The sequence below is a fragment of the Streptomyces sp. LMG1-1-1.1 genome (genome assembly GCF_040815545.1).
In the GTDB taxonomy this organism is placed as follows: Bacteria; Actinomycetota; Actinomycetes; order Streptomycetales; family Streptomycetaceae; genus Streptomyces.
Genome location: NZ_JBFPNH010000017.1, coordinates 18,313 through 35,404, shown reverse-complemented (window position 1 = coordinate 35,404; position 17,092 = coordinate 18,313). Strand labels below are relative to the sequence as shown.

The following is a 17,092-nucleotide window of genomic DNA, read 5'->3' as shown; positions in this document are numbered from 1 at the left end:
CGGGAACCGCGTGTCGTGCATAGCGCCGGACTGTGGGCACAATTGGCATGGCTGTTGGATGTGGCGCAACGGATGGGGAGGCAGGAACGACGGTGGCGGAACGTAGCACGGCTGCCGTCGACGTGGCCGACAACAGCGGTGACGACCCGCTGACCGCCAAGGCGGACACGGCCGCGACCGACGGGGTGGCGGAAGAGCAGAAGACGGCGGACAAGACCGCCGAGGCCTCGAAGAACAAGGCGGTCGAACGACAGAGCGGCGAACAGCCCTCCATCACTGCACCCGAACTGCACAGCGGGCACAAACTGGCCAGACGCTACCGGCTGGAGGAGTGCGTCACCCGTTTGGACGGCTTCAGCAGTTGGCGTGCGGTCGACGAGAAACTGCGGCGCGCCGTCGGGGTCCACCTGCTGCCCGCCGACCACCCCAGGGCCCGGTCGGTCCTGGCCGCGGCCCGCTCCTCGGCCCTCCTCGGCGACCCCCGGTTCGTCCAGGTCCTCGACGCCGTCGAGGAGAACGACCTGGTGTACGTCGTGCACGAGTGGCTGCCCGATTCCACCGAGTTGACCGCGCTGCTCGCGACCGGCCCGCTGGAGCCCCACGACGCCTACCAGCTCGTCAGCCAGGTCTCCCAGGCGATGGCCGCCGCCCACCGCGAAGGCCTCGCCCACCTGCGGCTCACCCCGAGCGCCGTCCTGCGCAGCTCCACGGGCCAGTACCGGATCCGCGGCCTGGCCGTGAACGCCGCCCTGCGCGGCATCACCGCCGACCGTCCGCAGCGCACCGACACCGAGGCCATCGGCGCCCTGCTCTACGCCGCGCTCACCCAGCGCTGGCCGTACGACAGCGACGCCCACGGGCTCTCCGGGCTTCCCAAGGGCGTGGGCCTGCTCCCGCCCGACCAGGTCCGCGCCGGCGTCCACCGCGGCCTCTCCGAGATCGCCATGCGCGCCCTGGCCAACGACGGCGCCACCGCCTCGCGGCAGGAGCCGCCCTGCACGACCCCGGACGAGCTGGCCAAGGCCGTGGCGGCGATGCCCCGCGTCAAGCCGCCCGAGCCGGAGTACACCGCCCCGCCCGAGTACCAGCGCACGACGTACCAGCAGGGCACGTACGGACGGCCCCAGCCGCGCCCGGCCGCCACCCAGCCGGTGACGCTCCCGCCGCCCCCGCTGCAGAGCCGCACCGGCCGGGCGTTGAAGTGGGCCGTCTCGGCGCTGCTGATCGCCGCCCTCGGCCTCGGCAGCTGGCAGATCGCGGACCGGCTCCTCGACCAGGACAACTCCTCCAAGAACCCGGTCACCACGCCGACGGTCGACGACGAGAAGCCCGAGCCGCCCCAGCCACTGACGATCCGGTCGGCCGAGGAGTACGCACCCGACGGCAAGCTGCAGAACGCCCCGGGGGTGCGCGACACCTACGACAGCGACAGCTCCACGTACTGGCGTACGAGGACCTTCGTCGACGGTCCCGTCCTGGCGCCGTACAAGCAGGGCGTCGGCATCGTCTACGACCTCGGGAGCGAGCAGAACGTCTCGTCCGCGTCCATAGCGTTCCGCTACGGCGGCCCGCAGACCGCGGTCTCGCTGTACGCCGCGGACTCGCTGACCCCGTCAGGCGGCCCGGACTCCATGAAGAAGATCGCCTCGGTCGAGACCTCGGACTCGACCGCGAAGCCGGAGACCAAGACGCCGGTGAAGACCCGCTACGTGCTCCTCTGGCTGACCTCCGTGCCGTACTCCAGCGGTGACGAGTACTTCGGGGCCGGCTACAAGCAGGCGATCACGAACGTGTCCTTCCAGGGAACCGCGCCGTAGTCGCGGAGCAACCCCCTCCATGAGCGCCGAGCCCAGCTCGGCGCTCATTTACTTCCGGGCACGGACCGGATTGAATGCCTGCACGGCTGCCGATCGAGGAGGGGAACCGTGGCGCCTACGGCTGACGACCCCCGGACGGCGACGGACGAGGAACTCCTCGCGAACCACGTCGCCGGAGACCCGGACGCCTTCGGTGAGCTCGTACGCCGCCACCGCGACCGGCTCTGGGCGGTGGCCCTGCGGACCCTGGGGGACCGCGAGGAGGCCGCTGACGCCGTCCAGGACGCCCTCATCTCTGCTTTCCGGGCCGCCCATACCTTCCGCGGCCAGTCGGCCGTCACGACCTGGCTCCACCGGATCACGGTGAACGCCTGCCTTGACCGTGCGCGCAAGACCGCCTCGCGCCGCACGTCCCCCGTCGACGACACCGACCGCTTCGAGCAGCTCCTCGGCCCCCACGAGTCGGCCGAGGCGCCCGTAGAGCGCCAGGACCTCCACCGCGAGGTGCTCGCCGCACTCGCCGCGATCCCGGCCGACCAGCGGGCCGCGCTCGTCCTGGTCGACATGCAGGGTTACCCCGTCGCGGAGGCCGCCCGTATCCTCGGCGTCCCCACCGGCACCGTGAAGAGCCGCTGTGCACGCGGGCGGGCGCGCCTGCTGCCGATGGTCACTCATCTGCGCGTCGACACCGTGGGTAACGAGGCCACCGAAGGGGGAAGGAACCGGACGCCGGGGGCATCCGTCCCAACGGTGCCGGGGCCGACGGATACCGGACCGACTGATCCAGCTGCTGTGAAGGGCGGAGGTGGGCGCACGTGACTTCCACGGCCGGCAAGGCCGACACCACACAGCACCCGGACGTCTCGGAGATTTCCGATCTGACCGAGGGGCTCCTTTCGCCGACCCGCTCCGCGGCCGTCCGCCGGCACCTGGACGACTGTCCCCTCTGCGCGGACGTCCGGTCCTCGCTGGAGGAGATCCGCGGGCTCCTGGGCACCCTCCCCGGGCCTCCTCGTATGCCCGCCGAGATCGCCGGCAGGATCGACGCCGCACTCGCCGCCGAGGCCCTTCTCGACTCCACCGCGCCCGAGAGCGAAACCCCTGTTTCACGTGAAACATCGCGCTCCCCGGTCGAGGCCTCGCTCCCCTCCCGCGCCCCCTCACCGCCCTCGGACCGTCCCGCGGGCAGCTCCCGCGCCGCCACCGGCCCCGGACGCCCCGGCAAGCCCCGCCGGCGCCGGATCGCCCTGCTGTCCACGCTCGGCGCGGCGTTCGGTGCCGTGGTCCTGGGAACGAGCCTGTACCTCAGTCAGACGGGGACGCTGACCGCCGGCGACAGCGCATCCGACACGAAGAAGGCAGACACCGTCGCCGGCGCGACCCTGAGCCCCTTCTCGGGATCTCCGGTCGAGGATCGGGTCCATGAGCTCCTGGCCGGGAACACGGCCGCCAAGACGCCCCAGGGCATCGGCCCCGAGTCGATGTCCTCCGAGACCAGCCCCACCGCTCCCCAGCGCAACCGGGACAACGCGGTACCCGGCTGCGTCCGGGCCGGCACCGGCCGCACCGACCCGGTGCTCGGCCACGAGCGGGGCGAATACCAGGGCATGCCCGCCTACCTGCTGGTGCTGGCTGATCGCTCCGACAGCACGCGGGTCCAGGCCTACGTGCTCGACGCCTCCTGCGCCGACGGGTCCGCGGACGGTTCGAGCCCGGCCGCCGAAGTCCTCCTGAGCCGGACGTACCCCCGCTCCTGACGTCTCTTCGCCCCGTCCACGGTGCCGCGCGGCGGTCTCGGGAATGCACGCCCCTTAGGATCCGTTGGGTGGGGTGAGAGCGACCGAGACAACCACCCCCGTAGGCAGTGGCAGTCTGCAGAGACGAGGAAGAAACCCGTGAGCGACGTCCGTAACGTGATCATTATCGGCTCCGGGCCCGCGGGTTACACCGCGGCGCTCTACACGGCCCGAGCGTCGCTGAACCCTCTGGTCTTCGAGGGGGCCGTCACCGCCGGTGGCGCCCTGATGAACACGACCGAGGTCGAGAACTTCCCCGGCTTCCGTGACGGCATCATGGGCCCGGACCTGATGGACAACATGCGGGCCCAGGCGGAGCGCTTCGGCGCCGAGCTCGTCCCGGACGACGTCATCGCCGTGGACCTGAGCGGTGACATCAAGACCGTCACCGACACCGCCGGCACCGTGCACCGCGCCAAGGCCGTCATCGTCACGACCGGTTCCCAGCACCGCAAGCTCGGCCTGCCCAACGAGGACACGCTCTCCGGCCGCGGTGTCTCCTGGTGCGCCACCTGCGACGGGTTCTTCTTCAAGGACCAGGACATCGCCGTCGTCGGCGGCGGCGACACCGCGATCGAGGAGGCCACCTTCCTCTCGCGCTTCGCCAAGTCCGTCACGATCGTCCACCGCCGGGACACGCTGCGCGCCTCGAAGGCCATGCAGGAGCGCGCCTTCGCCGACCCGAAGATCTCCTTCGCCTGGGACAGCGAGGTCACCGAGATCCACGGCGAGCAGAAGCTGAGCGGTCTCACCCTGCGCGACACGAAGACCGGCGAGACCCGCGAGCTCGCGGTCACCGGCCTCTTCATCGCCGTGGGCCACGACCCGCGCACCGAGCTCTTCAAGGGTCAGCTGGACCTCGACGAGGAGGGCTACCTCAAGGTGGCCGCCCCGTCGACGCGCACCAACCTCACGGGTGTCTTCGGTGCCGGCGACGTCGTCGACCACACCTACCGCCAGGCCATCACGGCCGCCGGTACCGGCTGCTCCGCCGCCCTCGACGCCGAGCGCTTCCTGTCCGCTCTGGCCGACAGCGAGAAGCTGGCCGAGACCCCCGCGGTCTGATCCACCGTCTTCTGCCCCACCCCTACACCCCCGCGAGATCAAGGAGGCCGCTGTGGCCCTCAAGACTGTGACCGACGCTTCCTTCGAAGAGGACGTCCTCAACAGCGACAAGCCCGTCCTGGTGGACTTCTGGGCCGCCTGGTGCGGACCGTGCCGCCAGATCGCCCCGTCGCTGGAGGCCATCGCCGCCGAGCACGGTGAGATCGAGGTCGTGAAGCTCAACATCGACGAGAACCCGGCCACGGCCGCCAAGTACGGCGTCATGTCCATCCCGACGCTGAACGTCTACCAGGGTGGCGAGGTCGTGAAGACCATCGTCGGCGCCAAGCCGAAGGCCGCGATCCTGCGCGACCTGGAGCCCTTCGTCGAGGCCAAGGCCTGATGATCGTCCGCTGTTTCACGTGAAACAGCGAAGGCCCGTCCCCGAGAGGGGGCGGGCCTTTCCGTTTTCCGAGGCTCATCCGACGCTCAGAGCGGCCGCAGGGCGGGCTCCTTCTGTACGGCGCCGAGAAGCCGGTCCAGGGCCATCTCGACGTCCTCCTTCCAGGAGAGCGTCGTCCTGAGCTCCAGTCGCAGCCGCGGGAAGGCGTGATGCGGACGGACGGTCTTGAAGCCCACCGCGAGCAGATGGTCGGCGGGCAGCACGCAGGCGGGCTCCTTCCAGCGCGCGTCCCCGAATGCCTCGATCGCCTTGAAGCCCCGCCTCATCACGTCCTTGGCCACCGTCTGCACCATCACGCGCCCCAGCCCCTGGCCCTGGTAGCCCGGCATGATCCAAGCCGTCATCAGCTGGACGGCGTCAGCCGCCACGGGGCTCGTCGGGAAGGCCGTGGAGCGTGGGACGTAGGCCGGGGGAGCGTAGAGCACGTAGCCGACGGGCACCTCGTCCACGTAGACCACGCGCCCGCAGGATCCCCACTCCAGCAGAGCAGCCGAGATCCAGGCTTCCTTCTCCAGCTCCGGACGACCCGCCTTGACCGCCGCTTCCCCGCTGACCGGGTCGAGCTCCCAGAAGACGCACGAGCGACATCGCTGGGGAAGATCCGGAAGGTTGTCCAGTGTGAGCGGTACGAGCCGACGCCCCACGACCTCTCCCCGATTCCCTCGCCATCGAGTACGCATACGTCTCTCGGAATCGTATCCATCGGGCGATCAGGGCGATACCGCACACAGGCAAAGGGCGGGCCGCGATCCGGTCAATCCCGGAGCGAGGCCCGCCCTGAGCGGACGCCGTGGAGCGGGAGGGGTCAGCCCTCCTCGCCGCCCTTGTTGTCCATGACGCGTCCTTCCCCGGGAGCCAGCGTCGAGAGGATCCGGTCCAGATCGTCCATCGAGGCGAATTCGACGACGATCTTGCCCTTCTTCTGCCCCAGATCGACCTTCACCCGGGTCTCGAAGCGATCCGACAGCCGGGTCGCGAGATCCGTGAGCGCCGGCGACACCCGGGCTCCCGCGCGGGGGCCCTTCGGCTTGACCGGCGACCCGGGCTCCGAGCCCATGAGCGTGACGATCTCCTCGACGGAACGCACCGAGAGTCCCTCGGACACGATCCGGTAGGCCAGCTTGTCCTGGGCTTCCGGGTCCTCGACGCCCAGCAGAGCGCGTGCGTGACCGGCGGAGATCACCCCGGCGGCAACCCGGCTCTGGACCGGCGGGGAAAGGCGCAGCAGCCGGAGCGTGTTGGAGACCTGCGGGCGCGAGCGTCCGATCCGGTCGGCCAGCTGGTCATGGGTGCAGTTGAAGTCCTTGAGCAGCTGGTCGTAGGCCGCCGCCTCTTCCAGCGGGTTCAGCTGAGCCCGGTGCAGGTTCTCCAGGAGGGCGTCCAGGAGGAGCTTCTCGTCGTCCGTGTGCCGCACGATGGCCGGGATCCGCTCCAGACCGGCCTCGCGGCAGGCGCGCCAGCGCCGCTCGCCCATGATGAGCTCGTAGCGCTCGGCGCCCGCCTGGCGCACGACCACGGGCTGGAGAAGACCGACCTCGTTGATGGAGGCGACCAGCTCGGCCAGAGCGTCCTCGTCGAAGACCTCACGCGGCTGGCGCGGGTTCGGCGTGATGGAGTCGAGCGGCAGCTCCGCGAAGTGCGCGCCGGCCGGGGACGCCGGGGCGGCCACCGCCTCGGGCTCGTTCCACGACACCATCGAGTCCGGGGACTGGGCGCTCTGGGGAAGCGTCGCCAGCTTCGCGGCGGCCACACCTCGCTCCGTGGTCAGGACGGGGGCGGAGCCCGCGGAGGTCGCGCCCGCCCCGACACCGACCGCCGGCACCTGCCGTTCCTGGGGAGCCGTAGGGATCAGCGAACCGAGCCCTCGCCCCAATCCCCTACGTCGCTCGCTCACTGGATCCCCTCCGACATGCTGCGCTGGTTGTTCTGGTGCCCTACCTGGCCGTGGCCTGTCTGGCCGTGGCCTGTCTGGCCGTGGCCTGTCTGGCCGTGCCCTCCATGGGCGTGCTGGGGGTCGTAGTACACGGTGGCCCCCCGCAGGGCGATCTCACGGGCCGCTTCGAGATACGACAGGGCTCCGCTGGAGCCCGGATCGTAGGTGAGGACCGTCTGGCCGTAGCTCGGCGCCTCCGAGATGCGGACGGACCTCGGAATACTGGTCCGCAGCACCTCCTCGCTGAAGTGGGTGCGCACCTCTTCGGCGACCTGGGAGGCGAGCCTCGTCCTGCCGTCGTACATGGTGAGCAGGATCGTCGAGACGTGGAGCGCGGGGTTCAGGTGTCCGCGCACCAGGTCGACGTTCCGCAGGAGCTGTCCGAGCCCCTCCAGCGCGTAGTACTCGCACTGGATCGGGATCAGTACCTCGGCGCCGGCCACCATGGCGTTGACCGTGAGGAGACCGAGCGACGGCGGGCAGTCGATCAGGATGTAGTCGAGCGGCTGCTCGTAGGCCTGGATCGCCCGTTGCAGACGGCTCTCACGGGCCACCAGCGACACGAGCTCGATCTCCGCACCCGCGAGGTCGATGGTGGCCGGGGCGCAGAAGAGGCCCTCGACTTCCAGGACGGGCTGGACCACTTCGGAGAGCGGCCTGCTGTCGACCAGGACGTCGTAGATCGAGGGGACCTCGGCGTGGTGGTCGATGCCGAGCGCCGTGGACGCATTGCCCTGCGGGTCCAGGTCGATGACCAGGACCCGGGCCCCGTGCAGGGCGAGGGACGCGGCAAGGTTGACCGTCGTGGTCGTCTTGCCCACGCCGCCCTTCTGATTGGCGACCACCATCACGCGCGTCTGAGCCGGTCGGGGAAGCCCCTCACCGGCACGACCCAGGGCTTCTACTGCCAGTTGGGCAGCACGACCAATGGGGGTGTCGTCCATCGGGGGCGGTGTTTCACGTGAAACATCCTCCCCCACCGATTCGGTTCGGGGACCGGGGACCGGATCGGTCATCGGTCCCGCGATGTTGGCGTCGGACCGCAAGGATTCACTCTCCTCGGCTTCAGGCTCGCGATGAGGAGAGCCTGCCATGCTTTCGGGGTCGTGAACCAGCGAGGCCGGTGGTTCTGTGGGTGAATCCACCTCTGTGGACAACTCCGCAACCCTCGCGAGTGGCTTCACGCGGGGGCCGCGGTCCCGGGGCGTGGCAGCCGCGCGACCGCGGCTGATGATCCCCTGCAGCAGTGAGCGACGTTTCACGTGAAACACCATGCCCGTGCTGCCCGGCCAGGACCGCTCGACACTCCGAAATGGTACGTATGCGACGCTCAGCGGCGCCGGCGGGTCTTGCTCGTACGGGCCGCCTTGGCCCGCTTGGCCGCGAAACGCACACCGCCCGGGCTCTCACCGACCTCCACCCGCACGACGGTGGTCAGCGGGTCGACGATGCCCTCGCCCACCTGGAGCACCGAGGTCTCCACCACACCGAGCCGGGAGAGCGCGGCACGAGCGCCGTTGAGCTCCTCCTCGGCGGTGTCACCCTTGAGCGCCAGCATCTCGCCGTACGGGCGCAGCAGGGGAACGCCCCAGCCTGCCAGCCGGTCCAGAGGGGCGACCGCGCGGGCGGTCACCACGTGCACGGGCGTGATCTTGCCGAGCATCTCCTCGGCTCGTCCGCGGACCACGGTCACATGGTCGAGACCGAGCAGCTCGACGACCTCCTGGAGGAAGTTCGTCCGGCGAAGGAGCGGCTCCAGGAGCGTGATCTTCAGGTCGCGCCGGACCAGGGCCAGGGGGATGCCGGGAAGACCGGCGCCCGAGCCCACGTCGCAGACGGTGACGCCCTCGGGGACGGCCTCCGCGAGAACGGCGCAGTTCAGCAGGTGGCGTTCCCAGAGTCGCGGAACCTCGCGCGGGCCGATCAGACCGCGCTTCACACCCGCGTCCGCGAGGAGCTCCGCGTAGCGCACGGCCTCCGGGAAGTACTCACCGAAGACTGTCCGCGCCTGCTCCGGCGCCTCGGGGAGCTCCGCTGCCTCCGTCACGGGAACCGTCCTTCCGTACCGCACGCTTCACGTGCGAGCGCACTGTGATGGCTGACTATCAGGCTGACAAAGATCGGCCCCGCCTGCGAACACAGGCGGGGCCGACACTACGTGAGGGGTCAGGCCGGGAGCACGACGACGAAGCGCTGAGGCTCCTCGCCCTCGGACTCGCTGCGCAGACCGGCCGCGGCGATCGCGTCGTGCACGACCTTGCGCTCGAACGGCGTCATCGGGTCCAGCTTGACCGGCTGGCCGCTGGACTTCACCTCGTCCGCCGCCTTGGCGCCCAGCTCGGCGAGCTCGGAACGCTTCTTGGCACGGAAGCCGGCGATGTCGAGCATCAGTCGGCTGCGGTCCCCGGTCTCCCGGTGCACGGCCAGGCGCGTCAGCTCCTGGAGAGCCTCCAGAACCTCACCGTCGCGGCCCACGAGCTTCTGCAGCTCACGGCTGCTGGAGTCGCTGATGATCGAGACCGCTGCCCGGTCCGCCTCGACGTCCATGTCGATGTCGCCGTCCAGGTCGGCGATGTCGAGCAGGCCTTCGAGGTAGTCGGCCGCGATCTCACCCTCCTGCTCCAGGCGGGTCAGGGTGTCGCCACCCTCGGCGGCGGCGGAGGTGGTGCCTTCCGTCACGGATGGACTCCTTCTGGCTTCGTGGAGGCTTACTTCTTGGACGACGGGTGCTTGGGCCGCTGCTGGCCCTTGCGCTGGCCGGACTTGCCCTGACGGGAGCCTCCGGAGTTGGCACGGCTCGGACGCGCGGGCTTGTCGCCCTGTGCCTCGTCCTTGACCTCGGCCTGGCCCTGAGGCTTCTTCTCGAGCGAGGTGGTCGCCTGTTCGGCGGCCGGCTCGGAGGCTTCCTCGGTGTCCTTGACCGCGCCCTGTGCGGCGGCGGCCTGGCGCTGGGCCTTGGTCTGCCGCTTGGGCTGCTGGCGCCTGGCCGCGGCACCGCCCTCGGCCTCGGCCTCGATCGTGTCGCTCTTGATCACGGTGCCGTCGGCCTGCGCGGCGAAGCCGGCCTTGGAGAGGCCCACGAAGAAGCGGCGCTCGTTCTCGTTGCGGTCGCTGCCCTTGGCGACGATCACCTTGACGATGGCCTTGCGCCGGCGGCCGCGGACCTCACCGTGCTGCGTGATGTTCTTCAGGAGGCGCTGGAGGTAGGAGTCCTGCGCCTTGCTGCCCGGGGTCGGGTTCTGGTTGATCACGTACATCTGCTGGCCCATGGTCCACACGTTGGTGGTCAGCCAGTAGATGAGGACACCGACGGGGAAGTTGATGCCCATGCCGGCGAAGATCAGCGGGAAGATGTACATGAGCATCTTCTGCTGCTGCATGTACGGGGTCTTCACCGTGAGGTCGACGTTCTTCATCATCAGCTGGCGCTGGGTGAAGAACTGCGAGGCCGACATCATGACGATCATGACCGCGGTGACGATCCGGACCGACGTGATCGAGGCGTCGAGAGCGGCGACCTCGGCGGCGGTGTCCGTGAACTTCGAGGCGAGCGGGGCGCCGAAGATGTGGGCCTGACGGGCGCTGGCGAGCAGCGGGCCGTCGATGACGCCGATCTCCTTGCCCGAGGCGATCGCGGAGAGCACGTGGTACAGCGCGAAGAAGAAGGGCGACTGCGCCAGGATGGGAAGGCACGAGGAGAGCGGGTTGGTGCCCGTCTCCTTGTACAGCTTCATCATCTCTTCGGACTGACGCTGCTTGTCGCTCTTGTAGCGCTCCTGGATCGCCTTCATCTTCGGCTGGAGCGCCTGCATGTTCCGGGTCGACTTGATCTGCTTGACGAACAGCGGGATCAGGCAGATGCGGATCAGCACCACGAGGGACACGATGGACAGGCCCCAGGCCCAGCCCGTGTCAGGACCGAAGATCGCCCCGTACACCTTGTGGAACTGGACGATGACCCAGGAAACGGGCCAGGTGATGAAGCTGAACAGACTGGCAATCGTGTCCACTAATCAGGCTCCTTGAGCATTGGGCGAGGTCTCGGCGGCCGGGCTCGTCTCGGCGGGGGACCCGCCCTTGTCGCCGCGCAGCGCGTTCCGCAGCATCTCGTGCCAGCGGGGGCGCCTGCGCGGAGGAACGTGATCCACACCGCCGGGCGACCACGGGTTGCACCGCAGGATGCGCCAGGCGGTCAGGGCCGTGCCCTTGATCGCGCCATGCCGGTCGATGGCCGTGAATCCGTAGTGGGAACACGACGGGTAGTACCGGCAGACGGGCCCGAGAAGCGGGCTGATCGTCCACTGGTACAGCTTGATGAGAGCCAGCAGCGGGTACTTCATCGCGTGCCCCCTCCCAGCAGCCGCTGGAGAGCGGCGTCCAGGTCTCGGGCCAGCTGTGCATGGTCGGCGTCGCCGGCTCCGGGCAACGCCCGTACGACCACCAGGCTACCGGGGGGCAGCTCGGCGAGCCGGTCGCGGACGAGGTGGCGCAGGCGACGCTTCACCTTGTTGCGCACGACCGCAACGCCTACGGCCTTGCTCACGACGAAACCCGCACGCGACGGGGGAGCGCTCTCCCCAGGCGCGTGCGGGTCCGTTGCACCGCTGCGTAGGTGGACGACGAGGAGCGGGCGACCGGCCCGGCGACCTCGGCGTACCGCGGTTGCGAAGTCCTCGCGCCGCCTCAGCCGATTCTCGGTAGGCAGCACGTCATGACCTGTTTAAGTGGATCAGGCGGACAGGCTCGCGCGACCCTTGCCACGGCGGTTCGCCAGGATGGCGCGGCCGGCACGGGTACGCATGCGCAGGCGGAAGCCGTGGGTCTTCGCGCGACGACGGTTGTTCGGCTGGAAGGTGCGCTTGCTCACTCGGGGGCTCCAGAAATGATTCGGGTGGTGGCGGGACATCGCCTGGCTGTCACCGTGCGCCCACGAGTAGCTCGCAATACGCCCGAGTGCACCGCTTCACGATCACTGACCGTGATCTTTGCCCATCGGAGGCAGGCGGCAGCAGCCATCGACAACTCGACCTGGGTACGGTACGCGCGGCTACGCCATCCGGTCAAACCGACTTGTCGCCACCCCCCATTGTGCACAGGCTGTGGACAACAACTTGAACCACGTCAGGCGGCCCGACTACCGTGGACGGTCTCCACAATCTTTTGCCGTTCTGTCCCACCTGTCCTCAACGGACACGTCCTCACGGACTTCGACCCACTGTCCCCGAGAACCACACCATCGTGGGACCTGCGAGAAAGCGTGCCCTGTGGCTGACGTACCTGCCGATCTTGCCGCAGTGTGGCCACGGGTCCTCGAGCAGCTTCTCGCCGAAGGCCAGCAGGGCATCGAGTCCAAGGACAAGCAGTGGATCGAGCGCTGCCAGCCGCTCGCCCTGGTCGCGGACACGGCGCTCCTCGCGGTGCCGAACGAATGGGGCAAGCGCGTCCTCGAAGGCCGGCTGGCCCCGCTGATCAGCGAGACGCTCAGCCGTGAGTGCGGTCGGCCGATCCGGATCGCGATCACCGTCGACGACTCCGTCGGCGAGCCGACGCCGCCCGCGCCCACGGCACAGCAGCCGCAGCAGCCCCGCTACGACGAGCGCGCGCAGCCCGAGCCGTACGAGAAGTACGACGGGTACGGCCACCGGCCGATGCCCGGCGACGGGCTGCCCACGGCGCGCCCCGCCTATCCGGACTACGGACAGCAGCGACCCGACCCCGGCGCCTGGCCGCGCACCCAGGAGGACCTCTCCTGGCAGCAGCCGCGGCTCGGCGGCTACCAGGAGCGCGCGCCGTACACCGGACCGGACCAGTCGCGGCAGCCCCGCTACGACGAGCCGCCCCGCGGGTACGAGCAGCAGCGGCCGGAGCGTGCCGAGCTGCCCGACCCGCAGAACCACGGCGCCCGGCCCGGCACCCGGCCGGGCGGCGGTCCGGTTCCCGGCCCGGGCGGTCACGGCGCGTCGTCGTCCGGACAGGGCGGCGGGGCCGGCGCTCCGGGCGAGCAGCACGCGCGGCTCAACCCCAAGTACCTCTTCGACACCTTCGTCATCGGTTCCTCGAACCGGTTCGCGCACGCGGCCGCCGTCGCGGTGGCCGAGGCACCGGCCAAGGCGTACAACCCGCTCTTCATCTACGGGGAGTCGGGTCTCGGAAAGACCCACCTGCTGCACGCGATCGGGCACTACGCGCGGAGCCTCTACCCGGGCACGCGCGTGCGGTACGTGAGCTCCGAGGAGTTCACCAACGAGTTCATCAACTCGATCCGCGACGGCAAGGGCGACGCGTTCCGCAAGCGGTACCGCGACGTGGACATCCTGCTCGTCGACGACATCCAGTTCCTCGCGAGCAAGGAGTCGACGCAGGAGGAGTTCTTCCACACCTTCAACACGCTGCACAACGCGAACAAGCAGATCGTGCTCTCCTCCGACCGGCCGCCCAAGCAGCTGGTGACCCTGGAGGACCGGCTGCGCAACCGCTTCGAGTGGGGCCTCACCACCGACGTGCAGCCGCCGGAGCTGGAGACGCGCATCGCGATCCTCCGCAAGAAGGCGGTGCAGGAGCAGCTCAACGCCCCGCCGGAGGTACTGGAGTTCATCGCGTCGCGGATCTCGCGGAACATCCGCGAGCTGGAGGGCGCGCTGATCCGGGTGACGGCCTTCGCGAGCCTCAACCGGCAGCCGGTGGACCTGGGGCTCACCGAGATCGTGCTCAAGGACCTGATCCCCGGCGGCGAGGACAGCTCGCCGGAGATCACCGCACCCGCGATCATGGCGGCCACGGCCGACTACTTCGGTCTGACGGTGGAGGACCTCTGCGGATCCTCGCGCAGCCGCGTCCTGGTGACGGCCCGGCAGATCGCCATGTACCTGTGCCGTGAGCTCACGGACCTGTCGCTGCCGAAGATCGGCGCGCAGTTCGGCGGGCGTGACCATACGACGGTGATGCACGCGGACCGCAAGATCCGCGCTCTGATGGCGGAGCGGCGCTCCATCTACAACCAGGTCACCGAGCTCACGAACCGCATCAAGAACGGCTGACACGGGCCCTCCAAAGCCTCCGAAGGGCGCTCCGGGACACCTCCCGGGGCGCCCTTCGGCGTTTCCGGAGGCCGATGTCGGGCCGTTGGCGGGCCGCGGACGGGGCGGGTACGCGCCGGGTACGGGCCCGGGACGGGCGCCCGCTGTTCGATTACGCCGTTCCGGTGGCAGGTTCTCCACAGATTGGGGGATGATCTCCCGTCCACAGGGTGGGGACTGTCGAGTTATCCGGAACGTGTCCACAGGCTGCGCTGTTGACAGACCATCACCCCAGGTCAGGCCCCTGTGGAATTGTTGGCAAACGATCTCCACAGCCTGTGGATGAATATTTTGTCCACAGGGGGTCCGGAAAGTTGTCCACTGGCTGCCCACAGGGGACGGCCGGTTGCCCACAGCTTCTCCACACCGCTGTCCACTGTTCGGCAACAAAACACACCCCCTCACCGGGCCGAGTGAAAGCGGTCACACCAAGGGAGACGTTTGGGCTGTGGGGAACCTGGGGAAAGCTGGGGACAGCGCTGGGGAGAACTCCCACTGGCCTGTGCATGGGGTGTGCAGAACTTTCCCGTGTCCACAGATACCCCTGGTTTTCCACGGGGTCCACCCACAGGGTCGGTGGACAAAAAACTGGGCCTGACCTGCGAAAACGACGTTATCCACCGTTTCCACAGGCCCTACTACTACTCCCACTTAGAGTTAGCTAGGAATCCGCTTCGAAGTGGGGCCTGTGCACAACTCGGCGCCGGAGCTCCGACGCGCTCTCGTCGCGACTTGACCCCGAGCAGCACCGAGTGTCGGCGGCGTACGTCAGACTGGTTCCCGCAGTCGACGAAGAGCCAGCAACAAGCAGGAGGCGGTTCCGGTGAAGATCCGGGTGGAGCGCGACGTACTTGCCGAGGCGGTGGCCTGGGTGGCCCGCAGCCTCCCGGCCCGTCCGCCGGCGCCCGTGCTCGCGGGCCTTCTGCTGAAGGCCGAGGACGGCGCCCTGAGCTTCTCGAGCTTCGACTACGAGGTCTCGGCCCGGGTCTCCGTCGAGGCGGAGGTCGAGGAGGACGGCACCGTCCTCGTCTCCGGCCGACTGCTCGCCGACATCTGCCGCGCCCTCCCCAACCGACCGGTGGAGATCTCCACAGACGGTGTACGGGCGACCGTCGTCTGCGGCTCCTCCCGCTTCACACTCCACACCCTGCCTGTGGAGGAGTACCCGGCGCTGCCGGAGATGCCCACCGCGACCGGCACCGTCCCCGGTGAGGTCTTCGCCTCCGCCGCCGCGCAGGTGGCCATCGCCGCCGGCCGTGACGACACGCTGCCCGTCCTCACCGGTGTGCGCATCGAGATCGAGGGCGACACGGTCACCCTGGCCTCCACCGACCGCTACCGCTTCGCGGTCCGCGAGTTCCTGTGGAAGCCGGAGTCCCCGGACGCCTCCGCGGTCGCCCTGGTGCCCGCGAAGACCCTCCTGGACACCGCCAAGGCGCTCACGAGCGGCGACACGGTCACCCTGGCGCTCTCCGGCTCCGGCAAGGGCGAGGGCCTCATCGGCTTCGAGGGCGCGGGCCGCCGCACCACGACCCGGCTGCTCGAGGGCGACCTGCCGAAGTACCGGACGCTCTTCCCCACCGAGTTCAACTCGGTCGCGGTGATCGAGACCGCGCCCTTCGTCGAGGCCGTCAAGCGTGTGGCCCTGGTGGCCGAGCGCAACACGCCGGTCCGGCTGAGCTTCGAGCAGGGCGTGCTGATCCTGGAGGCCGGTTCCAGCGACGACGCACAGGCTGTGGAGCGTGTGGACGCGCAGCTGGAGGGCGACGACATCTCGATCGCCTTCAACCCGACCTTCCTGCTCGACGGCCTGAGCGCCATCGACTCCCCGGTCGCCCAGCTCTCCTTCACGACCTCCACCAAGCCGGCCCTCCTGAGCGGCAAGCCCGCCCTGGACGCCGAGGCGGACGAGGCGTACAAGTACCTGATCATGCCGGTGCGACTGTCCGGTTGATCCCGGTTCTTCGGGGCATCGCCTGAGCGGCTGACCCCACAGGTGTGCACCCGGGTCCGGGCGTAGGCTCGGACCCGGGTAAACCGCACACGACGCTTAAGGAATCTCTGATGGAGCTCGGTCTCGTCGGTCTCGGCAAGATGGGCGGCAACATGCGCGAGCGCATCCGCCGCGCAGGCCACACCGTCATCGGATACGACCGCAACCCGGACCTCGCCGACGTCCACAGCCTCGAAGAGCTTGTGGGCAAGCTCAAGGGTCCGCGCGTCGTGTGGGTCATGGTCCCGGCCGGTGCCGCGACCCAGTCCACCATCGACGAGCTGGCCGACCTGCTCTCCCCCGGCGACATCGTCGTGGACGGCGGCAACTCGCGCTGGACCGACGACGAGAAGCACGCCGAGGAGCTCGCCGCCAAGGGCATCGGGTTCGTCGACTGCGGCGTCTCCGGCGGCGTCTGGGGCCTGGAGAACGGCTACGCGCTGATGTACGGCGGCTCCGCCGAGGACGTGGCGCGGGTCCAGCCGATCTTCGACGCCCTCAAGCCCGAGGGCGAGTTCGGCTCGGTCCACGCGGGCAAGGTCGGCGCCGGCCACTTCGCGAAGATGGTCCACAACGGCATCGAGTACGCGATGATGCAGGCCTACGCCGAGGGCTGGGAGCTCCTGGAGAAGGTCGACTCCGTCACCGACGTGCGCGAGGTCTTCCGCTCCTGGCAGGAGGGCACGGTCATCCGTTCCTGGCTGCTGGACCTCGCGGTGAACGCGCTGGACGAGGACGAGCACCTGGACAAGCTGCGCGGCTACGCGTCGGACTCCGGCGAGGGCCGGTGGACCGTCGAGGCCGCCATCGACAACGCCGTACCGCTGCCGGCGATCACCGCGTCGCTGTTCGCGCGGTTCGCGTCGCGGCAGGACGACTCCCCGCAGATGAAGATGATCGCCGCGCTGCGCAACCAGTTCGGTGGCCACGCGGTCGAGACGAAGAAGTAATCCACAGGCTGTGCACCCCG

General features: G+C 69.4%; 17 protein-coding genes. 8 read left to right on the top strand and 9 right to left on the bottom strand.

The annotated features are described in order from the left end of the window. Positions 1 to 92 precede the first annotated feature (92 nt). The 5 genes from MRBLMG1_RS08210 (at position 93) to trxA (ending at position 5,060) form a co-directional block, all read left to right on the top strand. Positions 93 to 1,817: a protein kinase family protein gene (locus MRBLMG1_RS08210; RefSeq protein WP_367822228.1), complete on the top strand. Its 1,725-nt coding sequence runs from the start codon at positions 93 to 95 to the stop codon at positions 1,815 to 1,817. Positions 1,818 to 1,925: 108 nt separating this feature from the next. Further along, positions 1,926 to 2,636, top strand: coding sequence for an RNA polymerase sigma factor SigM (sigM, locus tag MRBLMG1_RS08205; protein WP_367822226.1), 711 nt, complete (start codon positions 1,926 to 1,928; stop codon positions 2,634 to 2,636). Continuing rightward, positions 2,633 to 3,574 carry a hypothetical protein gene (locus MRBLMG1_RS08200; protein WP_367822224.1) on the top strand — a complete coding sequence of 314 codons (942 nt, stop codon included), beginning with the start codon at positions 2,633 to 2,635 and terminating at the stop codon, positions 3,572 to 3,574. The genes sigM and MRBLMG1_RS08200 overlap by 4 nt, the downstream gene beginning before the upstream one ends. A 138-nt stretch (positions 3,575 to 3,712) precedes the next feature. Next, complete coding sequence (gene trxB / locus MRBLMG1_RS08195; protein WP_367822223.1) at positions 3,713 to 4,678, top strand: thioredoxin-disulfide reductase; 966 nt, start codon at positions 3,713 to 3,715, stop codon at positions 4,676 to 4,678. A 52-nt stretch (positions 4,679 to 4,730) separates the two neighbouring features. After that, positions 4,731 to 5,060, top strand: coding sequence for a thioredoxin (gene trxA, locus MRBLMG1_RS08190; RefSeq protein WP_367822222.1), 330 nt, complete (start codon positions 4,731 to 4,733; stop codon positions 5,058 to 5,060). A gap of 86 nt (positions 5,061 to 5,146) precedes the next feature. On the opposite strand, the gene MRBLMG1_RS08185 is transcribed toward trxA, so the two are convergent. From MRBLMG1_RS08185 to rpmH, 9 genes are all read right to left on the bottom strand, one after another. After that, positions 5,147 to 5,764, bottom strand: a complete 618-nt coding sequence (locus MRBLMG1_RS08185; protein ID WP_367822220.1) for a GNAT family N-acetyltransferase — start codon at positions 5,762 to 5,764, stop codon at positions 5,147 to 5,149. 161 nt (positions 5,765 to 5,925) lie between these two features. Further along, positions 5,926 to 7,014 (bottom strand): ParB/RepB/Spo0J family partition protein, encoded by a 1,089-nt coding sequence (locus tag MRBLMG1_RS08180; protein WP_367822218.1) that lies wholly within the window; start codon positions 7,012 to 7,014, stop codon positions 5,926 to 5,928. After that, complete coding sequence (locus MRBLMG1_RS08175) at positions 7,011 to 8,147, bottom strand: ParA family protein (protein ID WP_367822216.1); 1,137 nt, start codon at positions 8,145 to 8,147, stop codon at positions 7,011 to 7,013. Before MRBLMG1_RS08175 ends, MRBLMG1_RS08180 begins: the two co-directional genes overlap by 4 nt. A 236-nt stretch (positions 8,148 to 8,383) precedes the next feature. Then, on the bottom strand, positions 8,384 to 9,100 hold the full coding sequence (gene rsmG, locus MRBLMG1_RS08170) for a 16S rRNA (guanine(527)-N(7))-methyltransferase RsmG (RefSeq protein ID WP_367822215.1): 717 nt from the start codon (positions 9,098 to 9,100) through the stop codon (positions 8,384 to 8,386). A gap of 119 nt (positions 9,101 to 9,219) precedes the next feature. Continuing rightward, on the bottom strand, positions 9,220 to 9,732 hold the full coding sequence (locus MRBLMG1_RS08165; protein ID WP_366303020.1) for a protein jag: 513 nt from the start codon (positions 9,730 to 9,732) through the stop codon (positions 9,220 to 9,222). Between the two features lie 29 nt (positions 9,733 to 9,761). Then, positions 9,762 to 11,063, bottom strand: a complete 1,302-nt coding sequence (gene yidC, locus MRBLMG1_RS08160; RefSeq protein WP_367822213.1) for a membrane protein insertase YidC — start codon at positions 11,061 to 11,063, stop codon at positions 9,762 to 9,764. Between the two features lie 3 nt (positions 11,064 to 11,066). Continuing rightward, the gene (yidD, locus tag MRBLMG1_RS08155) at positions 11,067 to 11,393 is read right to left on the bottom strand and encodes a membrane protein insertion efficiency factor YidD (RefSeq protein ID WP_367822211.1); all 327 of its coding nucleotides are present in this window, start codon (positions 11,391 to 11,393) and stop codon (positions 11,067 to 11,069) included. Next, positions 11,390 to 11,761, bottom strand: a complete 372-nt coding sequence (gene rnpA, locus MRBLMG1_RS08150) for a ribonuclease P protein component (RefSeq protein WP_366303017.1) — start codon at positions 11,759 to 11,761, stop codon at positions 11,390 to 11,392. Before rnpA ends, yidD begins: the two co-directional genes overlap by 4 nt. 21 nt (positions 11,762 to 11,782) lie before the next feature. Next, positions 11,783 to 11,920: a 50S ribosomal protein L34 gene (gene rpmH / locus MRBLMG1_RS08145; RefSeq protein ID WP_006381191.1), complete on the bottom strand. Its 138-nt coding sequence runs from the start codon at positions 11,918 to 11,920 to the stop codon at positions 11,783 to 11,785. Between the two features lie 397 nt (positions 11,921 to 12,317). Between rpmH and dnaA the strand changes: the two genes are divergently transcribed. The 3 genes from dnaA to gnd all read left to right on the top strand — a co-directional run bounded on the left by dnaA (position 12,318) and on the right by gnd (position 17,072). Beyond that, positions 12,318 to 14,090, top strand: a complete 1,773-nt coding sequence (gene dnaA, locus MRBLMG1_RS08140; RefSeq protein WP_367822207.1) for a chromosomal replication initiator protein DnaA — start codon at positions 12,318 to 12,320, stop codon at positions 14,088 to 14,090. Between the two features lie 862 nt (positions 14,091 to 14,952). Beyond that, a complete protein-coding gene (dnaN, locus tag MRBLMG1_RS08135; RefSeq protein ID WP_015034855.1) occupies positions 14,953 to 16,083 on the top strand; it encodes a DNA polymerase III subunit beta in 1,131 nt (376 codons plus the stop codon). Positions 16,084 to 16,193: 110 nt separating this feature from the next. Further along, on the top strand, positions 16,194 to 17,072 hold the full coding sequence (gene gnd, locus MRBLMG1_RS08130) for a phosphogluconate dehydrogenase (NAD(+)-dependent, decarboxylating) (protein WP_026058396.1): 879 nt from the start codon (positions 16,194 to 16,196) through the stop codon (positions 17,070 to 17,072). The last annotated feature ends 20 nt before the right edge of the window (positions 17,073 to 17,092 follow it).